The sequence below is a fragment of the Pseudomonas sp. PDNC002 genome (assembly GCF_016919445.1).
Classification (GTDB): Bacteria; Pseudomonadota; Gammaproteobacteria; order Pseudomonadales; family Pseudomonadaceae; genus Pseudomonas.
Genome location: NZ_CP070356.1, coordinates 2,822,915 through 2,842,409 on the forward strand (window position 1 = coordinate 2,822,915; position 19,495 = coordinate 2,842,409).

Genomic DNA, 19,495 nt, shown 5'->3' on the forward strand with positions numbered 1-19,495 from the left:
CATGGCCGGCTTGTCTGGCAGGGGGCCGCTGTGTATCGTGAGCAACCTTTCGGCGCATGTCTGCGCCATTCCAGCACGATGAGATTGGCCCCAAGAGGCGGATCCGTGATTTCGCTTAACAAGTATTAAGGAGCATATCGATGCGTGTGATTCTGCTCGGGGCGCCCGGTGCCGGCAAAGGTACCCAGGCTCGCTTCATCACTGAGAAGTTCGGCATTCCGCAGATCTCTACCGGCGACATGCTGCGTGCGGCGGTCAAGGCCGGCACCGAACTGGGCCTGCAGGCCAAGAGCGTGATGGACGCCGGCGGTCTGGTCTCCGATGACCTGATCATCAACCTGGTCAAGGAACGTATCGCCCAGCCGGACTGCGCCAAGGGCTTCCTGTTCGATGGCTTCCCGCGCACCATTCCCCAGGCCGAGGCCATGAAGGAAGCGGGCGTCAGCATCGACCACGTCGTCGAGATCGCCGTTGAAGACGAGGAAATCGTCAGCCGCATCGCCGGCCGCCGCGTTCACGCCGCTTCCGGCCGCGTCTACCACGTCGAGCACAACCCGCCGAAGGTTGCCGGCAAGGACGACGAGACCGGCGAAGAGCTGATCCAGCGCGAAGACGACAAGGAAGCCACCGTGCGTCACCGCCTGTCGGTCTACCACTCGCAGACCAAGCCGCTGGTCGACTTCTACCAGAAGCTGGCCGCCGCCGAAGGCACTCCGAAGTACACCCGCGTCGAGGGTGTCGGCTCGGTAGAGCAGATCACCACCAAGGTGCTCGCCGCTCTGAGCTGATCGCTCCCGCGTCTGCCAAAGGCCCGCACATGCGGGCCTTTGGCGTTTATAATGCCCGCCCATTTTTTATCGACTTATGGAAAGCACCATGCCCACGCTGCTGGCCCTGGATACCTCGACCGAAGCCTGTTCTGTCGCGCTGCTGCATGACGACCGCCGGTTCGTGCGCCACGAGGTGATCCCGCGCCTGCACGCCCAGCGCCTGCTGCCCATGGTGCAGGACATCCTCGACGAGGCCGGCATCAAGCTGTCCGCTGTCGACGCCATTGCCTTCGGCCGCGGCCCCGGCGCCTTCACCGGCGTGCGGATCGCCATCGGCGTGGTCCAGGGTCTGGCCTTTGCCCTGCAGAAACCGGTGTTGCCGATCTCCGACCTGGCGGTGCTGGCCCAGCGTGCGTACCGCGAGCACGGCGCCGTCCAGGTGGCCGCTGCCATCGATGCGCGGATGGACGAGGTGTACTGGGGCTGCTACCGCCTGGAGCAGGGCGAAATGCGCCTGGCGGGCGCCGAGGCGGTGCTGCCGCCCGAGCGTGTCGAGCTGCCCCGCGATGCCCACGGCGAGTGGTTCGGCTCCGGCACCGGCTGGGGCTTCGAGGAGCGCCTGGCGGTAAAGGTTGCCGCCCGCGATGCCAGCCTGCTGCCGCACTCCGAGGACCTGCTGACCCTGGCCGAATTCGCCTGGGCGCGGGGCGAGGCCGTCGATGCCGAACAGGCGCAGCCGGTCTACCTGCGTGACAACGTAGCGACGCCCAAGAAAGCCTGACCTGTGCCAATTGACCGCAGTTGCACGCGGTCGCTAGAGTGATGGGTATTCCCACCGAGTCTTCAGCATGCGTATCGACGGTTTCACCTCCATTTCCCAGACGCCGGAGCGCGGTTCCCGAACGGGCACTGCGGTTACGCCGTATCGGGACGTGCAGAGTGACGTCGAGACCCGCCGCGAGCAGCCCGCGCCGACCTCGGCGAGCCAGGGCCTGGAGTCGCAATCCCAGACTCGCCGCGTGGAATCCTCCAGCGCCAGCAGCTATGGCGTGCCGGCGACCCTGCGTGATATCGAATACCAGCGCCCGCTGAGTTCCCGCGCGGCCCAGGCGCTCGCCAGCTACACCAGCACCGCCAGCATGGCTGGCCAGTACGAAGGCCAGGAAGTCCTCGGTCTCGACCTCTACGCCTGACTCCATGAGCTTGCCGTATTATCTGGGCTGTCCGTCCTGGAACGAGCCGGCCTGGCGCGGCAGTTTCTATCCCGCCGACCTGCGTTCCGCCGATACCCTGGGTTTCTACTCCCAGGTGTTCAACGCCGTGGAAGGCAATACCACTTTCTACGCCCGCCCCAACGCCGATACCCTCGCGCGCTGGGCGCAGACCATGCCGGAGACGTTCCGCTTCTGTGCCAAGCTGCCCCGCGATATCAGCCACGAGGGCGACCTGCGCGGCCAGTTGGAGAACACGCGGGACTTCCTCGATCTGCTGAAGCCGCTGGATAAGCGCGTCGCGCCGCTGTGGCTGCAGGTGTCCGCCAGCTTCGGCCCGGATCGCCTGGGCGAGCTGGCGGCATGGCTGGATGCCTTCGCTGAACGGCGCATCGCGGTGGAGGTGCGCCATCCGGCGTTCTTCGCCAAGGGCGACGAGGAGCGCGCGCTGAACCGGCTGCTGCTGGATCGCGGTGTTGAGCGTATCTGCCTGGACTCGCGGGCGCTGTTCGCATGCAGGTCCGACGATCCCGCGGTGCTCCACGCGCAATCGAAGAAGCCCAAGGTGCCGGTGCGTCCGGCGGCCTTCAGCGACAGCCCGCAGGTGCGCTTTATCGGCGGTCCGGACCTGGACGCCAATCTGGTCCACTTGCGGCCCTGGATCGCCAAGGTGGCCGAGTGGATCGAGCAGGGCCTGACGCCCTACGTCTTCCTCCATACCCCGGACAACCACCGCGCCGCCGAGCAGGCGCAGCGCTTCCATGCGCTGCTGCGTGAGCGCCTGCCGGGCCTGCCGCCGCTGTTCGAGCCCAAGCCGGAAGTGGAACAGCTCGGCCTGCTCTGAGCGGGCAACTGCGCATGGCGCTGGGGCGGCGAGGCGGCTAACCTGCTCGTTCCCCGCCCGGTCAGGAGTCAGCCATGCCTTCCCAGCACAACAGCACTCAACAGCAACGCGGCGAGGCTTTCCGCGCCCTGCACCAGCGTGACGGTCTGTTCGTCCTGCCCAATCCGTGGGACGCCGGTTCGGCGAAGATGCTCGCTCATCTTGGTTTCGAGGCTCTCGCTACCACCAGTGCGGGCCTGGCATTCGCCCTGGGCCGCCGGGATGCCGAAGGGGCGGTCAGCCGTGCCGAAGCACTCGCCAATGCGCGCGACATCGTCGAGGCGACCCCGCTGCCGGTGGCCGCCGACCTGGAGAACGGTTACGGCGACACGCCGGAAGACTGCGCCGAGACCATTCGCCTGGCTGCCGCGTGCGGGCTGGTGGGCGGCTCCATCGAGGACGCCACCGGGCGCCCAGATGCGCCGATCTACCCGCTGGAACTGGCCGTTGAGCGCATCACCGCCGCCGTGCAAGCCGCCCGTGCGCTGCCTTTCACCTTCACCCTCGCTGCGCGGGCGGAAAACTTCCTCCACGGCCGCGTCGACCTGGACGACACCATCCGCCGCCTGGTGGCCTTCGCCGACGCTGGCGCCGATGTGCTCTACGCGCCGGGCCTGAAGACCCGCGAGGAAATCGCCGCCGTGGTCAAGGCCGTGGCGCCGCGGCCGGTCAATGTGCTGGTGGGTTCGCCGGCGCTGCAGTTGGGGCTGGAGGAGTTGGCCGAGTTGGGCGTGAAGCGCGTCAGTGTCGGCTCGACCCTGGCCCGCACGGCTTACGGCGCCTTCTTCAGTGCTTCCGAGGCGTTGGCAAAAGGCGACCTGACGCCCATGCACGGCGCCATGCCGTTCGACCGGATCAACGGACTGTTCCGGGGCTGACGTTTGCGCTGGTGGCTGCTCGGTGTCGTCCTGGCGCTCGCCAGTTTCGCCCTGGCGGTGCAGCAGCACTGGGTACAGGTGCCTGGTCGCTGGAATCCCTGGGCGCCGCTGGATGTGCGCGACGAGCCGAACTTGCTGACCCGCTACAAGCTCTGGCGCCTGCGTGACGACGTCGACCTGTGCCGCCTGGCACTGCAAAGCTCCGATCTCAAGGCGCAGCCCATGGCTGACAGCGAGCCTGTCGCGGGTTGCCCGTTGCAGAACGTCTGGCGCGTGCAGGCCGCGCAGGTGAAGCTGAGCAGCAGCTTTCTCGCCAGCTGTCCGCTGGCAGTGAGCTTCGCGCTGTTCGAGCGGCATGCGCTGCAGCCGGCGGCGCGCGAAATCTACGGTCAGCCGGTGGCGGGCATCGAACACCTGGGCAGCTTCGCCTGCCGCAACATCTATGGGCGCACCGATGCCCGCCGCAGCCAGCACGCCACCGCCAATGCGCTGGACATCGCTGCTTTCCGCCTCGCCGATGGCCGGCGCATTGTGGTGGCGAAGGACTGGAGCGGGCAGGGCGATGCGGCGCGATTTCTACGCGCTGTGCGCGACGGCGCGTGCAGCAACTTCGATGGTGTGTTGGGGCCGGATTACAACCGTGCGCATCACGATCATTTCCACCTCGACCTGGGCGGTTGGCAGATCTGCCGTTGAGTCAGGCGGCCGCGCGCTGCGATAGAATTGCGGTTTTTCCCAGGATCGCCCCGTCATGACCGAGACCCTCACCCCGCCGCGCATCGTCGTCCAGGCATTGGCACCCGCCTGGCAGGCCGCCGCCGAGCAGTGGGCGCAGCGCCTGGGCTTGGGTATGGGAGAAGGCGAGGGGGCGGATTTCGCTCTGCAGCTGGGCGATGACGGGTTGCAGTTGCTGCAGCTGGGGCCCGACTCGCCCGGTCCGGTGCGCGTGGACTTCCTCGAAGGCGCCACCGCCCACCGCCGCCAGTTCGGCGGCGGCACCGGGCAGATGATCGCCAAGGCCGTGGGCATCCAGCAGGGTGTTCGCCCCCACGTGCTGGATGCCACCGCCGGGCTGGGCAAGGACGCCTTCGTGCTGGCGACCCTGGGCTGCGAGATGGACCTGACCGAGCGACAGCCGATCATCGCCGCGCTGCTGGAGGACGGGCTGGCTCGTGCGGCGGGGGATTTCGAGGTGGGTGGCATCGTCGCCCGCATGCGCCTGCTGCCAGGCAATTCCATCGAGCGCATGGCGGCGTGGGAAGGCGAGGCGCCGCAGGTGATCTACCTCGACCCGATGTTCCCGCACCGCGACAAGAGCGCGCTGGTGAAGAAGGAAATGCGCCTGTTCCGCCCGCTGGTGGGTGACGACCTGGACGCCCCGGCGCTGCTGGAGGCCGCACTGAAACTGGCCAGCCACCGGGTGGTGGTCAAGCGCCCGCGCAAGGCGCCGATCATCGAGGGGCAGAAGCCCAGCTACAGCCTGGAAGGCAAGTCCAGCCGCTATGACATCTATCCGCTGAAGAGCCTCAAGGGCTGACGTCTTTCTGCTCTGGCTCCTCTGCCAATCGTACCCCTAACCCCAACCCTCTCCCCAAGGAGAGGGAGCCGTTCGGCACAGTGGATCGATTCCGGAGCCAGCCGGCTATCGTAGCGCGATCAGTGCGCTCAGGATGGTCCCCTCTCCCTCTGGGAGAGGGTTAGGGTGAGGGGCTCTTAGGGGACGAAGAGGCTCCTGGCCTACGTTCAGTCACTATGAGAGTGTCAGGGCCTGAAGGCCTTGAGAAACAGCGCCACCACTTCCTGCGCGTGAGCCTCGGACTCCTCCTCGGTCGGCGGCTGCACGCAGCCGATCATCAGGCGGAAGTGCACGCAGCCCTGCACCAGCATCAGGAAGTGCTCGGCGGCCCGGCGCGGGCTGTCCATCGCCAGCTTGCCCTGCTGACGGGCCTGCTCCAACAGGCGCTCCATCTGGTCCAGCACGCGCTGGGGACCTGCGTCGAAGAACAGCTGGGACAGATGCGGGTTCTGCCCGCCCTGGGCAATCATCAGCCGGCTCAGCGCAATGGCCTCCGGACTGTTGATCAGCTGGTTGAAGCCGCGCGCCAGATTCAGCAGCAGGCTTTCCAGCGGCGCATCGGCCGATGGCTCTGCAAACAGCTCTGGCAGGTTCTCCGCGCACTTGGCCTGCACGGCTTCGACGAACAGCGTCTCCTTGTCCGTGAAGTGGCTGTACACGGTGAGCTTGGAGACGCCGGCCTCGGCGGCGATGGCCTCCATGCTGCTGCCGTCGTAGCCATAGCGCACGAACAGCTCCTTGGCGGCTTCGAGAATGGCCTTGCGCTTGGCGGGGTCCTTGGGGCGGCCCGGTCCGTTCGATGAGTTCGATGGCGACATGATTTTACATTTCTAATACTGGACTGATGGGTTCTGTATTTTTACTATACCGGGGAGTATAAGAATTCCAACCGCGTTTTGCGAAAGGGTCACACATCATGTTCCGCCATGCTCTGTCTGTCGCGCTGCCTGCTGCCTTCATTCTGTCCCTTTCTGCCTGCGGTAACGGCGAGCCTCCCAAGCCCGCCGTGCGTCCGGCCATCGTGGTGCAGCCGTTGCCGGCCAAGGACGTAACCGAAGCCTATCCCGGCGAAGTCCACGCCCGGCACGAGCCGGAACTGGCCTTCCGCATCGGCGGCAAGGTCAGCAAGCGCCTGGTGGAAACCGGCGAGCGGGTGAAGAAGGACCAACCCCTGGCGGAACTCGATCCCGAAGACGTACGCCTGCAACTGGAAGCCACGCGCGCCCAGGTAGCCGCCGCCGAGGCCAACCTGCAGACGGTCCGCTCCGAATACACCCGCTACAAGACCCTGCTCGAACGCCAGTTGGTCAGCCAGTCGCAGTTCGACAACATCGAGAACACCTATCGCGCTGGCGAAGCGCGGGTAAAGCAGATTCGCGCCGAGTACGACGTGGCCAGCAACCAGGCCGGCTACGCCGTACTGCGTTCGCCCCAGGATGGCGTGATCGCCACCCGCCGGGTGGAAGTGGGGCAGGTGGTCGCCGCCGGGCAGACTGTCTTCACCCTGGCCGCCGACGGTGATCGCGAGGTCCTGATCAGCTTCCCCGAGCATGCTTTCGAGCGCTTCCGCGTCGGTGAAGCGGTAAGCGTCGAACTCTGGTCGCAGCGCGACAAGCGCTTCAGCGGCAAGATTCGCGAACTGTCGCCGGCCGCCGACCCGCAATCGCGCACCTTCGCCGCGCGGGTGGCGTTCGACGATGCCAAGGTGCCCGCCGAGCTGGGCCAGAGCGCTCGCGTCTATATCCACGCCGAGGGCGCGGTGCCGTTGGCGGTGCCGCTGGCTGCGCTGACCGCCGAGGGTGGCCAGCCGTTCGTCTGGGTCGTCGATCCCAATACGTCCACCTTGCATCGCCGCCCGGTGCGTGTCGGCCCCTATGCCGAGGACCGCGTGCCGGTGCTGGAAGGCCTGAAGGATAGCGACTGGGTGGTGGCCGCAGGTGTGCAGGTACTGCGTGAAGGTCAGGAGGTACGGCCGGTCGATCGGGAAAACCGTTCGATCAAGCTGGTGGCGAAGGAGTAACGCCCGATGCAATTCAACCTTTCCGCCTGGGCGCTGCAGAACCGCTCCATCGTCCTCTACCTCATGCTGCTGCTGGGCATCGTCGGCGCGCTGTCCTACTCCAAGCTGGGGCAGAGTGAAGACCCGCCATTCACCTTCAAGGCCATGGTGGTGAAGACCAACTGGCCGGGCGCGACCGCCGAGGAAGTCTCGCGCCAGGTCACCGAGCGCATCGAGAAGAAACTGATGGAGACCGGTGACTTCGACCGCATCATCTCCTTCTCCCGCCCCGGTGAATCCCAGGTGACCTTCGTCGCCCGCGAGGACTTCCATTCCCGCGACATTCCCGAGCTCTGGTACCAGATCCGCAAGAAGGTCAACGACATCCGCTACACCCTGCCGCAGGGCATCCAGGGGCCCTTCTTCAACGACGAATTCGGTACCACCTTCGGCAACATCTACGCGCTGTCGGGCAAGGGCTTCGACTACGCGGTGCTCAAGGACTACGCCGACCGCCTGCAGCTGCAACTGCAGCGCATCAAGGACGTCGGCAAGGTCGAGCTGGTCGGCCTGCAGGACGAGAAGATCTGGATCGACCTGTCCAACACCAAGCTCGCCACCCTCGGCCTGCCGTTGGCGGCGGTACAGAAGGCGCTGGAAGAACAGAACGCGGTGACTGCCACCGGCTTCTTCGAGACCTCGACCGATCGCGTGCAACTGCGCGTCTCCGGGCGCTTCGACTCGGTGGAGGACATCCGTGCCTTCCCGATCCGCGTCGGCGACCGCACCTTCCGCATTGGCGATGTGGCCGAGGTGCACCGTGGCTTCAACGACCCGCCCGCGCCGCGCATGCGCTTCATGGGCGAGGACGCCATCGGCATCGCCGTGGCGATGAAGGACGGCGGCGATATCCTTGTCCTGGGCAAGGCCCTGGACAGCGAGTTCGAACGGCTGCAGCAGACCCTGCCGACCGGCATGGAGCTGCGCAAGGTGTCCGACCAGCCGGCGGCGGTACGCGAGGGCGTGGGCGAGTTCGTCCGCGTGCTGGCCGAAGCCCTGGTAATCGTCTTGCTGGTGAGCTTCTTCTCCCTCGGCCTGCGCACCGGCCTGGTGGTGGCGCTGTCGATCCCGCTGGTGCTGGCGATGACCTTCGCCTGCATGTACTACTTCGGCATCGGCCTGCACAAGATTTCCCTCGGCGCGCTGGTGCTGGCGCTGGGCTTGCTGGTGGACGACGCGATCATCGCCGTGGAGATGATGGCGGTGAAGATGGAGCAGGGCTACGACCGGCTCAAGGCGGCGAGCTATGCCTGGACCAGCACCGCCTTCCCGATGCTCACCGGCACCCTGGTGACCGCGGCCGGCTTCCTGCCGATCGCCACCGCGCAGTCGGGTACCGGCGAATACACCCGCTCGCTGTTCCAGGTGGTGACCATCGCGCTGCTGGTGTCGTGGATCGCCGCCGTGGTGTTCGTACCGTATCTGGGCGAGAAGCTGCTGCCGGACCTGGCCAAGCGCTACGCGGAAAAACATGGTGGCACCGACCAGGGCCATGACCCTTACTCGACGCCGTTCTACCAGCGCTTCCGCCGCGTGGTGGAGTGGTGCGTGCGCTACCGCAAGACGGTGATCCTGCTGACCGTGCTGGCGTTCATCGGCTCGATCATGCTGTTCCGCCTGGTGCCACAGCAGTTCTTCCCGCCGTCGGCGCGCCTGGAACTGCTGGTGGACCTGAAATTGGCCGAGGGCGACTCGCTGACCGCCACCACCGAGCAGGTCAATCGCCTGGAGAAGATGCTCGCCGAGCATCCGGGCATCGAGAACTACGTGGCCTACGTCGGCACCGGTTCGCCGCGCTTCTACCTGCCGCTGGACCAGCAACTGCCGGCGGCGAGCTTCGCGCAGTTCGTGGTCCTGGCCAAGAGCCTGGAGTCGCGCGAGGAAATCCGCCAGTGGCTGATCAAGCACATGAACGAGGACTTCCCGACCCTGCGCACGCGTATCAGCCGCCTGGAAAACGGCCCGCCAGTGGGCTATCCGGTGCAGTTCCGTGTTTCCGGCGAGCACATCCCGGAAGTCCGCGAGCTGGCGCGCAAGGTCGCCGACAAGATGCGCGAGAACCCCCATGTGGTGAACGTGCACCTGGACTGGGAGGAGCCGAGCAAGGCGATCTTCCTCGACATCGACCAGGAGCGCGCTCGCGCCCTGGGCGTCAGCACCGCGGACATCTCCCAATTCCTGCAGAGCTCGCTGACTGGCTCCACCGTCAGCTACTACCGCGAGGACAACGAGCTGATCGAGATCCTCCTGCGCGGCGACGAGCGAGGCCGGCATGACCTGTCGCAACTGCCCAGCCTGTCGATGCAGACCAGCAGTGGCCGCAGCGTGGCGTTGTCGCAGGTGGCGACGCTGGAGTACGGCTTCGAGGAAGGCATCATCTGGCGGCGCAACCGCCTCCCCACCGTGACGGTGCGCGCGGACATCTACGACGGCTCGCTACCGGCAACCCTGGTGAAGCAGATCTCGCCGACGCTGGACCCAATCCGTGCCGAGCTGCCCGACGGCTACCTGCTGGATGTCGGTGGCACCGTGGAGGATTCGGCCAAGGGCCAGAACTCGGTGAACGCCGGCGTACCGTTGTTCATCGTGGTGGTGCTGACCCTGCTGATGCTCCAGCTGCGCAGTTTCTCGCGGATGATCATGGTGTTTCTCACCGCGCCGCTGGGGCTGATCGGCGTGACGCTGTTCCTGCTGATCTTCCAGAAACCCTTCGGCTTCGTGGCGATGCTCGGCACCATCGCGCTGGCCGGGATGATCATGCGCAACTCGGTGATCCTGGTGGACCAGATCGAGCAGGATCGTGCCCACGGCCTGGACACCTGGCACGCGATCATCGAAGCCACGGTGCGACGCTTCCGTCCCATCGTACTGACCGCCCTGGCGGCGGTGCTGGCGATGATCCCGCTGTCGCGCAGCGTGTTCTTCGGGCCGATGGCGGTGGCGATCATGGGTGGCCTGATCGTCGCCACGGCGCTGACCCTGCTGTTCCTGCCGGCGCTGTACGCGGCGTGGTTCAGGGTGAAGAAGGAAGTCTGAGAGACGCAGGCATGAAAAAGCCCGGCACTGGCCGGGCTTTTTCATGGGCTTCGAAGGTGCGCTTGCGCGTGCTCCTGACGGTTGGCCGCGATCAGAGCACCCCGAACACCTTCTTCGCCAGGCCGCTGGCGGCGGCGGTCGGATTCTCGCGAATGGTCTTTTCCTGCTGGGCGATGATCTTGAACAGGCCGTCCAGCGCTTCTTCGGTCACGTAGTTCTCGATGTTCGCGCTTTTCGCGTCGACCACGCCGAAGGCGGCGGCCTGGCTGGCGAAGGCGTTGTACTGCTTGGCGACGCCGACCTGGTCGGTGGCCTGCTTGATGATCGGCAGGAACTTGGCGCGCAACTGGTCGCGGCTGCTGCGGTTGAGGTAGTCGGTGGCGGAGTGGTCGCCACCCTGCAGGATGCCCTTGGCGTCGGTCATGGTCATTTTCTTCACCGCGTCCACCAGCAGCGCCTGGGCTTGCGGCATGGCAGCCTCGGCGGCCTTGTTCATGCTGGCTTCCAACTGGTCGACCTGGGCGCCCATGCCGAACTGCTTCATGGTCTTGGCGGCCTTGCCCAGCTTGCCGGGCAGCTCGATGCGTACCGCCGGGTCATTGCTGAAGCCACCGGGCTGGCTGAGCTGTTTCACGGCAACCTGCGCCCCCTGGGTCAGCGCGTCCTTCAGGCCGCCGGAGGCATCGCTCTGGCTGAGATCGGAAAGGGACAGGGCAAAGGCATTGACCGACAGCAGGGCGCCGGCCAGCAGAACGGGGAATCGCAGCATCAAGACTTCCTTGAACGAAACCCGGCAGCCGGTCTGGCTGCCGAGGCGGAGAATGGAGGAGGGAGATTAACGGGGGAGGTCGCCGGGGAAAACCCGGCGGCGTGGTGAATCAGCGCACGGGATCGACGCGTACGCGTAGCGGCTGGGGATCGCTACCGTCGAGCTTCACGCTGTGGCGTTCGGTGGTGATGAACAGCAGGCGGCCATTGTCCTCGATACGCGCGCTGACCGCGTAGCTGTGGCCGGGCTTGACCTGGTTGTGGTCATAGTCGAGGTGGAACGCCAGCGGAACCTGGCGCCCGGATTGCAGTTGCTGCTGGGCCAGGTCCACGGCCGGAGCATCCGCCAGGGATACGTCCTGCAGGCTGACGGTGACCTGTGCGCTCGGCGGCAGCGCGATGCGTTGCAGGTAGAAGACTTCGCCGTCCAGCGACGCCTTGTCGCCGGAGGCAGTGGTGCCACAGGCGGCGAGCAGGCCGGTCATCAACAGCAGGGGCAGGGCTTTCATGGTGAGACTCTCCTTGGACACGAAAGGCGTCAGACCATTGTGGATGACTTTGGTTTCCGCACCATGATCTGGGCGAAGTCTCTGCGGGTTTGCGGGTGTAAAAAGGCGTCGTCGCGGCCGAATCGCAGGCGCCGGAGTTCCGTCAGCCGACGGCCAGCCTGCTCGTCACCTCTTGTGGGGCGAAGCGGGTGTACAGGTCGTCGAGGGCGGCGCGCAATTGTTCGCCGCGATGGAGAGCCTGGATGGACTCGCTGTTTCGGCGCGCGCGGGCGCAGGACGCGGACTCGCCGTTGGCGAAGGCAATGATTTCCTGGCGGGCGCTGTGCGGATCGGACACCGTTGCGAGGCCCTCGGCGGTGAAGGGGCCGATACGTCGCAGGACGACTGGAAGTCCCAGCTTCGCTGCTTCCAGGACGGAGATGGGAAAGCCATCCCAGGCGGCGGTATGGAAGTACAGGTCCAGGCCCCGCATGTGCGCGATCACCTCTGCGCGCGGGCGCCATCCCGTGACCTCGATGCCGGCGCGTTCCATTTCCGCCATGACCTGTGGGTCGCCGCCTCCGATCCACTTGAAGTGGGCGACGTCGGCGCAGGCGTTGGCAACGGACTGAAAGTATGCGTGCCCCTTCTGCCGGCTGATCCGTCCGACCATGCCGATCACCGGTTTGCCCGTGAGGCTGCGAATGGCAGCAACCGCGGGTAGCTCATCGCAGATGTTCACCAGTCCCAGAGTTTGCTCGGGCCTGATCAGCTCAGCGGCGATGCGTTGTTCATCCAGTCCGCAGCCTGCGATCACCGCGGTGCGTTTTGCCAGGACGCTCTCTACCCAGCGGTAGGCCTTGAGCATCAACGGATGGTCTCCGCGCAGGAAGGCAAAGCCGTGCGGGGTGTAGACGATCTTCTCGGCGGGTATGAACGGCAAGGCGCGAATCAGCGCCCCGGCATAGGTGCTGTGCAGATGGATGACATCAGGTCCTATGCGCTCGATGTAGGGACGTACCCGTGCCAGGCTGGAGAGGCGGCGCGGCACCAGTTCCCGGTGCTTGAACAGGCCTTGTCCCTCTTCGCCCGTCGTATCGCCCTTGCGCACCGACGCCAGCAGGTAGTGCTCGTGCTGCTGGGAATTGAGGATGTAGGAGTTGATGGCCGAGGTCACGCCGCCGCCGAAGGACTCGGTGATGTGCAGGATTTTCATAAACGGTGCAGGCCCCTGGAAAATTACGTGGCGTAACGAGGCGACCAAACAGCTGGATATGGTCTTGCTGGCTAGAGCGTAGCCGTTTTCACAGGGTGAGTGTAAGGAGATTTGACGCTTTTGGTTTTGGTGTCAATTTACCGACGATTTCGTATCCGTGCGGCCCAGGCTGCTACCGACGCAGCGATCAGTTCATAGGCAAGCTCGAAGGCTTCCGGGCCTTTACGATAGGGGTCGGGGATCTCCTGGTCGGCTTGCCACTTGCCCAGCAGAAAGGTCTTGCCGCGTGCTTCCGGTGCAAGGCGGATCACGCTCTGGATCTGGGATTGCTCCATCACCAGCACGAGGTTGGCCTCGTGTAGCAGTTCTACCGTGAGTTGGCGGGCGTGGTGAGGCTGAGGGCGATGTCCGTGGCGGTGCAGAATGGCCAGGGCAGCGCTGTCTGTCGAATGGCCGCGCAATGCGCCAAGCCCGGCGGAACCGACGGCGATGTCGGTGCCATGCAGCGATTCGCGTAACAGATGTTCAGCGATGGGGCTACGACAGATATTGCCGACGCAAACGATCAGAATCCTGTTGAGCACGGGAGCGTCCCTGACCGCGACCGAGGGTGATCGTCAGAAATCTATCGGTCGCGGTGCAGGGGCGTCAAGCAGGCGGCTCGGGGCCGGCCGGCCTCAGTTCTGGCCAGCTGGCGGCTGTTCGGCGGGGGCGCTTTCTTCCTGGCTGGGACGCTCCAGGGCAACCTGTCGGATGGACAGTCGAATCTCCGCCGGCAGCACGCGCTTCGCTGCACCCTCAGCCAGTTCGCCCAGGAGCCCGTGGTGGCTCAGCTTGCCGTGCTCATCCTTGCGCAGCACGCCTTCGTCCAGCAGCGTCTGAATGAAGTGGCGGAACAGGCTCTTGTCGAAGAACTCCGGGGCGTTCAGCCCATGGAGGATCGACAGGCGCTGGGCCATGACGGTGCAGAGGTTTTCCAGCTCTTCGGCGGTGAGCTGCTTCTGCCCGGCGTTGAGCACCAGCGAGATGGCCATGTAGAAGCGCTGCAGGGTCTGGGCGATCGCGCGGGCCAGCAGGGTCAGCAACACATACTGGCGCGAGCTGGGGGCCGGGCGGATGAAGGTGTCGTTCTCTTGCTTGAGCAGTTCGCTCGCGACCATGGCCTGCAGCCACTGATCGACTACGGCGTCCAGCTCGTCCAGGCTCCAGCGGATGAACAGCTCGGCCTGCAGGTAGGGATACAGGGCGCGGGTGTAGCGCAGCAACTGCTCGCGGCTGATCCGGCCGCTGTTCTGGAAGAAGCAGGCGATCAGCGCCGGCAGGGCGAAGATGTGCAGGACGTTGTTGCGGTAGTAGGTCATCAGCACCGCGTTCTGCTCGTCGAGGTAGCAGATGCGGCCCAGCGCGTCCTTCTGCTCGCTGAGCAGATTCATGCTCTTAACGTACTCGATCAGTTGCTGGCCGTCGCCTTCGGGCAGCGTGGCGCTCGGCGAGTAGGGCACCTTGCGCAGCAGGTCGAGGTACAGGTCGATCACCCGCGCCAGGGCGGTTTCGTCCAGCGCCAGGCGGGTGGTGGAGAGCAGCGCCAGGGCGACCAGGTTCACCGGGTTGATCGCGGCGGCATCGTTGAGGTGACGCGCTACATCGCGGGCCAGGTGGTTGGTGGTGTCCGATAGCCAGGCCGGGCGATATTCCGGGCCCAGCTCCTGCTGGCGCCAGTCCGGCTGCTGCTGGTCGAGGAACCGGTCGAGGTGGATCGGCTCGCCGAAGTTCACCCAGACCTGGCCGAAGCGCTGCTTCAGCGCACCAATGACCTTGAAGATATCGAAGATCGATTCCTTCTTCTTCACCGCACCGCGCAGTTCCCCCAGGTAGGTGCGGCCCTCCAGTACGCGTTCGTAGCCGATATAGACCGGAACGAAGACGATGGGACGGCGGGAGTCGCGCAGGAAGCTGCGCAGGGTGATGGCCAGCATGCCAGTGCGCGGATGCAGCATACGCCCGGTACGCGAGCGGCCCCCCTCGACGAAGTATTCGGTGGAGAAACCACGGCTGAACAGGGTATGCAGGTACTCGTTGAATACCGCGGTGTACAACTGATTGCCCTTGAAGCTGCGGCGCATGAAGAAGGCGCCGCCGCGCCGGAGAATCGAGCCGACCACCGGCATGTTCAGGTTTATGCCGGCGGCGATGTGCGGCGGTGTCAGGCCGTTGCGGAACAGCAGGTAGGACAGCAGCAGGTAGTCGATGTGGCTGCGGTGGCAGGGTACATAGACGATCTCGTGGCCCTGGGCGACTTCCTGCACGCGCTCGATGTGGTTGACCTTCACGCCCTCGTAGAGCTTGTTCCAGAACCAGGTCAGGGTCACTTCCAGGAAACGGATCACCGGGTAGGAGACGTCGGCGGCGATCTCATTCGCGTACCGCAAGGCGATGATTTCGGCCTTTTCCTGGGAAATCTTCTGGGTCTCGCACTCTTCCTGGATCGCCTGGCGCACCAGCGGGGCGCGCAGCAGGCCTTTGACCAGCGTACGGCGGTGGGAGAGATCCGGGCCGATCACGGCGGTCTTCTGGTTACGGAAGTGCACGCGGAGGATGCGTTGAACCATGCGCAGGGTGCGCTCGTGCCCTTTGTTCTGTTCCACCAGCTCGCGCAGGTGGATGGGGGCGGAAAACTGCACTCGGGTCTTGCGGCCGAGAATCAGGATGCGCGCCAGCTTGCGAAGGCGGCCGGTGACGGCCCAGTTGTCCGCGAACAGCAGTTTCCAGGCACTCTTCTCGCTGTCGGGTGACTGGCCCCAGAACACGCTGACCGGGATGATCTGCGCGTCGTCGATGCCGTTCTGGCCAATCGCGCCCAGCATGCGCACCAGCGCCGGCGGGGCACCACGCTTGTCCTGGCGGCCAAGCCAATCCGGTTCCGGAGTCAGATAGAAGAAAGCCGCCGGCTCGATGGATTCGCCCACGGCCACTGGCATCACTGGTCGCGGCAGCCCGGCCTTGCGACATTCGGTATCCACCACAGCCAGGTCACTGACCGACGGTTGCTGCAGGACATAGAGAACCGGTTTGCTGCGATCGATCTTCAGACTGAAGGCCGATTGGTTGATGGTTTCCGAGCGCACCCAGAGGTACAGCAAGCGGCGCAATGCACCAAAACCAAAGCGACGGAACGGATAGCGAGGCATACGGCTTCTACTGGCAGTTGATACGGACCCGGCGATAACCGAGCGGCGCTAGTTTGCCGTAATAGCCGGATTGGCAAAAGTGTAGTGGACGACCTGTGCCGTCCACTTTTTGCAGGTAACTGCGTTGAACGTGTAATCAGTTCTCGTCGCCGAAGGCCGTTTTGGAGATGGCGTGGAGTCCATCATTGAACACCATCGTCTCGTTGAAGCTGCGGACGATAGCGCCGAAGCGTTCCTTGGCTCCTAGCAGTTGCTTGAATTTCTCATTCAGCTCGGTATCGCGACGCTGCAAGGCAACCTCACGTTTTTCCACCTCTGCCAGTCTCTGGCGTAGCTGATCAGCCAATTCCTGCTGCCGCTGCTGATCCTGCTCAAGTGCTTCAGCGCGCTTCGCGCTGGCTTTATCACGGGCTTCGATGCTTTCGGCCAGCTTCTGCAGTGCAGTGCTGCGCTCCGCCAGGACGCGGGCATTGTTCTCTGCCAACTGCTCCATGCTGGCGCGCTCGCGTTGCAGTTGATTCTGCTGTTGGCGCAGATGCTCGTCTCTTTCCTGGAGGTGACGTTCCTTCTCCTGGAGGCTGTGATGGCGAGAGTCGAGGTTGTCGCGATGCTTCTCGGTTTCCAGTTTTTGCTGAGCCAGGCCTCTAGCCATTCCGGCCAGGTTCTCGAGCGTCGCCTGGACGTCGTAGAGCATGTGCTCCGTGTCCGTGCTGATTTCCCCCTGCACCTGCAGTCGCTCTGTGTCTGGGCTTGCAGATGTCATCGCAGTTGATATCTCGGCGCTGGTGACTGGGGTGTGTAGGGATAGAGTGGACATGGTCTCGGGGGGCATCTGCGGGGCTGGCGATTCGGGAGTGGGTTCGGACGCCTGGCTGTTGGCACATGCATCGTCGACCGATTCAGTTTCGTCCGATATCTCTGTCGGCTCGGGTAGGGAAGACTGCTCGAGAGCGACTGTTGTCGGCTGCTCCACTGGCTGATCCATGTCCGCCAGGGCATTCGCGATGTCTTCGAGCTCTGCGCGCGTGTACTCGATAGCGGAGTGGGACGAGTCGAGGATAGGGCCGTAATCGCTATCGCTTCGTACGGCGATGATTCTTTCCATCAGCTTGTTGTTGATGCTTGCCGTTCGGTGTTCCGCCATCACCCCGGTGGGAATCTCCACGGATGCGAGGTCCAGCAGGTGATAGTCGGATGTCTTGTCGGTATCGCTCATACCGTTGCATTCCTGACGATCTGCTTGAACGTTTGTGCGGCGACTTGCCAATCCTCGTTCGAGGAAGCGGTTTCCAGGTGGTACTCCTCGCCGTGCTTGCGCAGGGCGGCGATGTAAACGCGGGAGTAACCGAGGGCGGATTCTTCGTCGAGGCTATACACCACGAAATTCTGATGAATTCGTGGAACTGCAAATCCGCAGAGGACAGTGGCGTCGACGATCTGATGTTCGAGGGTCTCAACGCGGATGGTCGGTGTACTCATGTGAAATGCCTTGCATGAAGCGCAGAGTCGCGCGAAGGAGTTGTCACTCTAATTGGCGGGGGAAAGGACAGGGGATGCGACGGTGCTGAAGAGTTCGTCGGAGATTTCCGGGACTCGTCTCGGGCCGCGGAGATCGCTGTAGCATTCAGCGACTTTCAACGTAGGGGCGTATTGCAGTGGGTGTTCGCGCTGCCACATTTTTCCGGCGGCGGCCGTTGATCGCGCCGGATCAAGCGGGAACCCGTCCCCGAGCAGCGGGTCCGCGCGGTAATGGTAAGAGATGATGATCGTTATTAAAGAACTCACGAAGCGCTTCGGGCACCACACGGTTGTCGACGATCTGTCGTTCAGCATCCGCCAAGGCGAAGTGCTTGGCTTCCTCGGACCCAACGGTGCGGGAAAGTCCACCACCATGCGAATGCTGACGGGGTTCCTGGCGCCAACCTCCGGCACCGCGAGCATCCATGGCTATGACATCCTTGCGCAGACCCGGCGCGCACAAAAGCTGATCGGCTACTTGCCCGAAGGCGCCCCCAGCTATGGCGACATGAGTGTCACTGCGTATCTGGATTTCATCGCCGGTATACGCGGGTTCCGTGGAAAGCAGGCCCGCGAGCGCGTGGGGCGGGTGGTGGAGCAACTTGAGCTGGAAGCCGTCCGCCGGCAGACGATCGATACCCTGTCCAAGGGATTCAAGCGCCGGGTCGGTGTCGCCCAGGCAATTCTGCATGATCCGCAGGTCTTGATCCTCGACGAGCCCACGGATGGCCTCGACCCGAACCAGAAGCATCAGGTTCGCGAACTGATCAAGGAATTGGCCGGCGGCCGGATCACCGTCGTTTCCACCCATATCCTCGAGGAAGTGAGCGCTCTCTGTTCGCGAGCGGTGGTGATCGCCAATGGCCGATTGGTGGCGGACGAGTCACCTGAGCGCCTGGAGCGCCGGTCCCGGTACCACCAGGCAGTGTCGATGATCGCCGAGTGTGCTCTCGATGCCGTCGCATTGGCCGCCTTGCCGGGGGTTGCAAGCGTGGAGAGGAGCGATGCCGAGAATGGCCTGACGGTCCTGGCGAAACCGGGGCACGTCATTTTCCCCCAGGTCAGTGGCCTCGTTCACGACCGCGGCTGGGCCGTGCAGCAACTGACCGTGGAGCGGGGGCGTCTGGACGAGGTATTCCGCAGCCTGACGCGGGGGAGAGCTGCATGATGCAGTTGTCGATCATCTTCAAACGGGAGTTGATGAGCTATTTCGCTACGCCCCTGGCCTATGTATTCATCGTGATATTCCTCGTGCTATCAGGCGTATTCACGTTTTACCTGGGCAACTTCTACGAGCGGAACCAAGCCGATCTCAACGCCTTCTTCAGCTTTCACCCCTGGTTGTATCTGTTCCTGATTCCCGCAGTTGCCATGCGCCTTTGGTCAGAGGAGCGCAAGTCCGGAACCATCGAATTGCTGATGACCCTGCCGGTTACGCGCCTGCAGGCGGTGGCTGGCAAGTTCCTGGCCGCGTGGGTATTCGCGGGCATCGCATTGCTGCTGACTTTCCCCATGGTCATCACGGTCAACTACCTGGGAAGGCCCGACAACGGCGCGATCTTCACCGGTTATCTGGGGAGCTGGCTGCTGGCAGGCACTTATCTCGCCATTGGCTCCTGCATGTCTGCGCTCTCCAAGAACCAGGTGATCGCCTTCATCCTGGCTATCGTCACCTGCTTCGTCTTCATCGCGGCTGGATTGCCCATGGTGCTGGATGTATTCCGCTTCTGGGCTCCGCAAAGACTGCTCGATGCAATCGCCTCGATGAGCTTCCTGATGCGCTTCGATGCTGTCAGCAAGGGCGTCATCGACCTTCGTGACCTGTCGTATTTCGTCAGTCTGATTGCCGCGTGGCTGGTCGCAACTGTCGTCGTCATTGATCTCAAGAAAGCCGAGTGAGTCTG

General features: G+C 64.3%; 19 protein-coding genes. 11 read left to right on the top strand and 8 right to left on the bottom strand.

Annotation, left to right across the window (positions count from 1 at the left end; all coding sequences use genetic code 11):
* Positions 1–140: 140 nt before the first annotated feature.
* The 7 genes from adk (at position 141) to JVX91_RS13050 (ending at position 5,279) form a co-directional block, all read left to right on the top strand.
* The gene (gene adk / locus JVX91_RS13020) at positions 141–788 is read left to right on the top strand and encodes an adenylate kinase (RefSeq protein ID WP_205339606.1); all 648 of its coding nucleotides are present in this window, start codon (positions 141–143) and stop codon (positions 786–788) included.
* Positions 789–876: 88 nt separating this feature from the next.
* A complete protein-coding gene (gene tsaB, locus JVX91_RS13025; RefSeq protein WP_205339607.1) occupies positions 877–1,551 on the top strand; it encodes a tRNA (adenosine(37)-N6)-threonylcarbamoyltransferase complex dimerization subunit type 1 TsaB in 675 nt (224 codons plus the stop codon).
* Positions 1,552–1,618: 67 nt separating this feature from the next.
* Entirely contained in the window at positions 1,619–1,963 is a 345-nt protein-coding gene (locus JVX91_RS13030) for a hypothetical protein (RefSeq protein WP_205339608.1), read from the top strand.
* A 4-nt stretch (positions 1,964–1,967) separates the two neighbouring features.
* A complete protein-coding gene (locus tag JVX91_RS13035; protein ID WP_205339609.1) occupies positions 1,968–2,825 on the top strand; it encodes a DUF72 domain-containing protein in 858 nt (285 codons plus the stop codon).
* A 74-nt stretch (positions 2,826–2,899) separates the two neighbouring features.
* Entirely contained in the window at positions 2,900–3,742 is an 843-nt protein-coding gene (locus tag JVX91_RS13040) for an isocitrate lyase/phosphoenolpyruvate mutase family protein (RefSeq protein ID WP_205339610.1), read from the top strand.
* Between the two features lie 3 nt (positions 3,743–3,745).
* Entirely contained in the window at positions 3,746–4,438 is a 693-nt protein-coding gene (locus JVX91_RS13045; protein ID WP_240201737.1) for an extensin family protein, read from the top strand.
* Between the two features lie 55 nt (positions 4,439–4,493).
* The gene (locus JVX91_RS13050) at positions 4,494–5,279 is read left to right on the top strand and encodes a class I SAM-dependent methyltransferase (RefSeq protein ID WP_205339611.1); all 786 of its coding nucleotides are present in this window, start codon (positions 4,494–4,496) and stop codon (positions 5,277–5,279) included.
* A 224-nt stretch (positions 5,280–5,503) separates the two neighbouring features.
* On the opposite strand, the gene JVX91_RS13055 is transcribed toward JVX91_RS13050, so the two are convergent.
* Entirely contained in the window at positions 5,504–6,136 is a 633-nt protein-coding gene (locus JVX91_RS13055; RefSeq protein WP_205339612.1) for a TetR/AcrR family transcriptional regulator, read from the bottom strand.
* A 98-nt stretch (positions 6,137–6,234) separates the two neighbouring features.
* Here JVX91_RS13055 and JVX91_RS13060 point away from each other — a divergent pair, with 98 nt between their 5' ends.
* The gene (locus JVX91_RS13060) at positions 6,235–7,338 is read left to right on the top strand and encodes an efflux RND transporter periplasmic adaptor subunit (protein ID WP_205339613.1); all 1,104 of its coding nucleotides are present in this window, start codon (positions 6,235–6,237) and stop codon (positions 7,336–7,338) included.
* 6 nt (positions 7,339–7,344) lie between these two features.
* Positions 7,345–10,413, top strand: coding sequence for an efflux RND transporter permease subunit (locus tag JVX91_RS13065; RefSeq protein WP_205339614.1), 3,069 nt, complete (start codon positions 7,345–7,347; stop codon positions 10,411–10,413).
* Between the two features lie 91 nt (positions 10,414–10,504).
* Here the strand turns inward: JVX91_RS13065 and JVX91_RS13070 are convergent, their stop codons facing one another.
* From JVX91_RS13070 to JVX91_RS13100, 7 genes are all read right to left on the bottom strand, one after another.
* Positions 10,505–11,182, bottom strand: a complete 678-nt coding sequence (locus JVX91_RS13070) for a DUF4197 domain-containing protein (protein WP_205339615.1) — start codon at positions 11,180–11,182, stop codon at positions 10,505–10,507.
* 109 nt (positions 11,183–11,291) lie between these two features.
* Positions 11,292–11,690, bottom strand: a complete 399-nt coding sequence (locus JVX91_RS13075; RefSeq protein ID WP_205339616.1) for a YbaY family lipoprotein — start codon at positions 11,688–11,690, stop codon at positions 11,292–11,294.
* A 142-nt stretch (positions 11,691–11,832) separates the two neighbouring features.
* On the bottom strand, positions 11,833–12,885 hold the full coding sequence (locus JVX91_RS13080) for a glycosyltransferase family 4 protein (RefSeq protein ID WP_205339617.1): 1,053 nt from the start codon (positions 12,883–12,885) through the stop codon (positions 11,833–11,835).
* Between the two features lie 137 nt (positions 12,886–13,022).
* Entirely contained in the window at positions 13,023–13,469 is a 447-nt protein-coding gene (locus tag JVX91_RS13085; protein WP_205339618.1) for a low molecular weight protein-tyrosine-phosphatase, read from the bottom strand.
* A gap of 93 nt (positions 13,470–13,562) precedes the next feature.
* Positions 13,563–16,073, bottom strand: coding sequence for a glycerol-3-phosphate 1-O-acyltransferase PlsB (gene plsB, locus JVX91_RS13090; RefSeq protein ID WP_205339619.1), 2,511 nt, complete (start codon positions 16,071–16,073; stop codon positions 13,563–13,565).
* Between the two features lie 136 nt (positions 16,074–16,209).
* A complete protein-coding gene (locus JVX91_RS13095; protein ID WP_205339620.1) occupies positions 16,210–17,289 on the bottom strand; it encodes a hypothetical protein in 1,080 nt (359 codons plus the stop codon).
* Entirely contained in the window at positions 17,286–17,552 is a 267-nt protein-coding gene (locus tag JVX91_RS13100; RefSeq protein ID WP_205339621.1) for a hypothetical protein, read from the bottom strand. The genes JVX91_RS13095 and JVX91_RS13100 overlap by 4 nt, the downstream gene beginning before the upstream one ends.
* A gap of 283 nt (positions 17,553–17,835) precedes the next feature.
* On the opposite strand from JVX91_RS13100, the gene JVX91_RS13105 reads away from it, so the two are divergent.
* Both JVX91_RS13105 and JVX91_RS13110 read left to right on the top strand, forming a co-directional pair.
* Complete coding sequence (locus JVX91_RS13105) at positions 17,836–18,759, top strand: ABC transporter ATP-binding protein (protein ID WP_205340002.1); 924 nt, start codon at positions 17,836–17,838, stop codon at positions 18,757–18,759.
* Complete coding sequence (locus JVX91_RS13110) at positions 18,756–19,490, top strand: ABC transporter permease subunit (protein ID WP_205339622.1); 735 nt, start codon at positions 18,756–18,758, stop codon at positions 19,488–19,490. Before JVX91_RS13105 ends, JVX91_RS13110 begins: the two co-directional genes overlap by 4 nt.
* The last annotated feature ends 5 nt before the right edge of the window (positions 19,491–19,495 follow it).

Bases quoted from the DNA above. Each gene is read 5' to 3' on its own strand.
- adk (WP_205339606.1), top strand. From the start codon at position 141: ATGCGTGTGATTCTGCTCGGGGCGCCCGGTGCCGGCAAAGGTACCCAG.
- tsaB (WP_205339607.1), top strand. From the start codon at position 877: ATGCCCACGCTGCTGGCCCTGGATACCTCGACCGAAGCCTGTTCTGTC.
- JVX91_RS13030 (WP_205339608.1), top strand. From the start codon at position 1,619: ATGCGTATCGACGGTTTCACCTCCATTTCCCAGACGCCGGAGCGCGGT.
- JVX91_RS13035 (WP_205339609.1), top strand. From the start codon at position 1,968: ATGAGCTTGCCGTATTATCTGGGCTGTCCGTCCTGGAACGAGCCGGCC.
- JVX91_RS13040 (WP_205339610.1), top strand. From the start codon at position 2,900: ATGCCTTCCCAGCACAACAGCACTCAACAGCAACGCGGCGAGGCTTTC.
- JVX91_RS13050 (WP_205339611.1), top strand. From the start codon at position 4,494: ATGACCGAGACCCTCACCCCGCCGCGCATCGTCGTCCAGGCATTGGCA.
- JVX91_RS13055 (WP_205339612.1), bottom strand. From the start codon at position 6,136: ATGTCGCCATCGAACTCATCGAACGGACCGGGCCGCCCCAAGGACCCC.
- JVX91_RS13060 (WP_205339613.1), top strand. From the start codon at position 6,235: ATGTTCCGCCATGCTCTGTCTGTCGCGCTGCCTGCTGCCTTCATTCTG.
- JVX91_RS13065 (WP_205339614.1), top strand. From the start codon at position 7,345: ATGCAATTCAACCTTTCCGCCTGGGCGCTGCAGAACCGCTCCATCGTC.
- JVX91_RS13070 (WP_205339615.1), bottom strand. From the start codon at position 11,182: ATGCTGCGATTCCCCGTTCTGCTGGCCGGCGCCCTGCTGTCGGTCAAT.
- JVX91_RS13075 (WP_205339616.1), bottom strand. From the start codon at position 11,690: ATGAAAGCCCTGCCCCTGCTGTTGATGACCGGCCTGCTCGCCGCCTGT.
- JVX91_RS13080 (WP_205339617.1), bottom strand. From the start codon at position 12,885: ATGAAAATCCTGCACATCACCGAGTCCTTCGGCGGCGGCGTGACCTCG.
- plsB (WP_205339619.1), bottom strand. From the start codon at position 16,073: ATGCCTCGCTATCCGTTCCGTCGCTTTGGTTTTGGTGCATTGCGCCGC.
- JVX91_RS13095 (WP_205339620.1), bottom strand. From the start codon at position 17,289: ATGAGCGATACCGACAAGACATCCGACTATCACCTGCTGGACCTCGCA.
- JVX91_RS13100 (WP_205339621.1), bottom strand. From the start codon at position 17,552: ATGAGTACACCGACCATCCGCGTTGAGACCCTCGAACATCAGATCGTC.
- JVX91_RS13105 (WP_205340002.1), top strand. From the start codon at position 17,836: ATGATCGTTATTAAAGAACTCACGAAGCGCTTCGGGCACCACACGGTT.
- JVX91_RS13110 (WP_205339622.1), top strand. From the start codon at position 18,756: ATGATGCAGTTGTCGATCATCTTCAAACGGGAGTTGATGAGCTATTTC.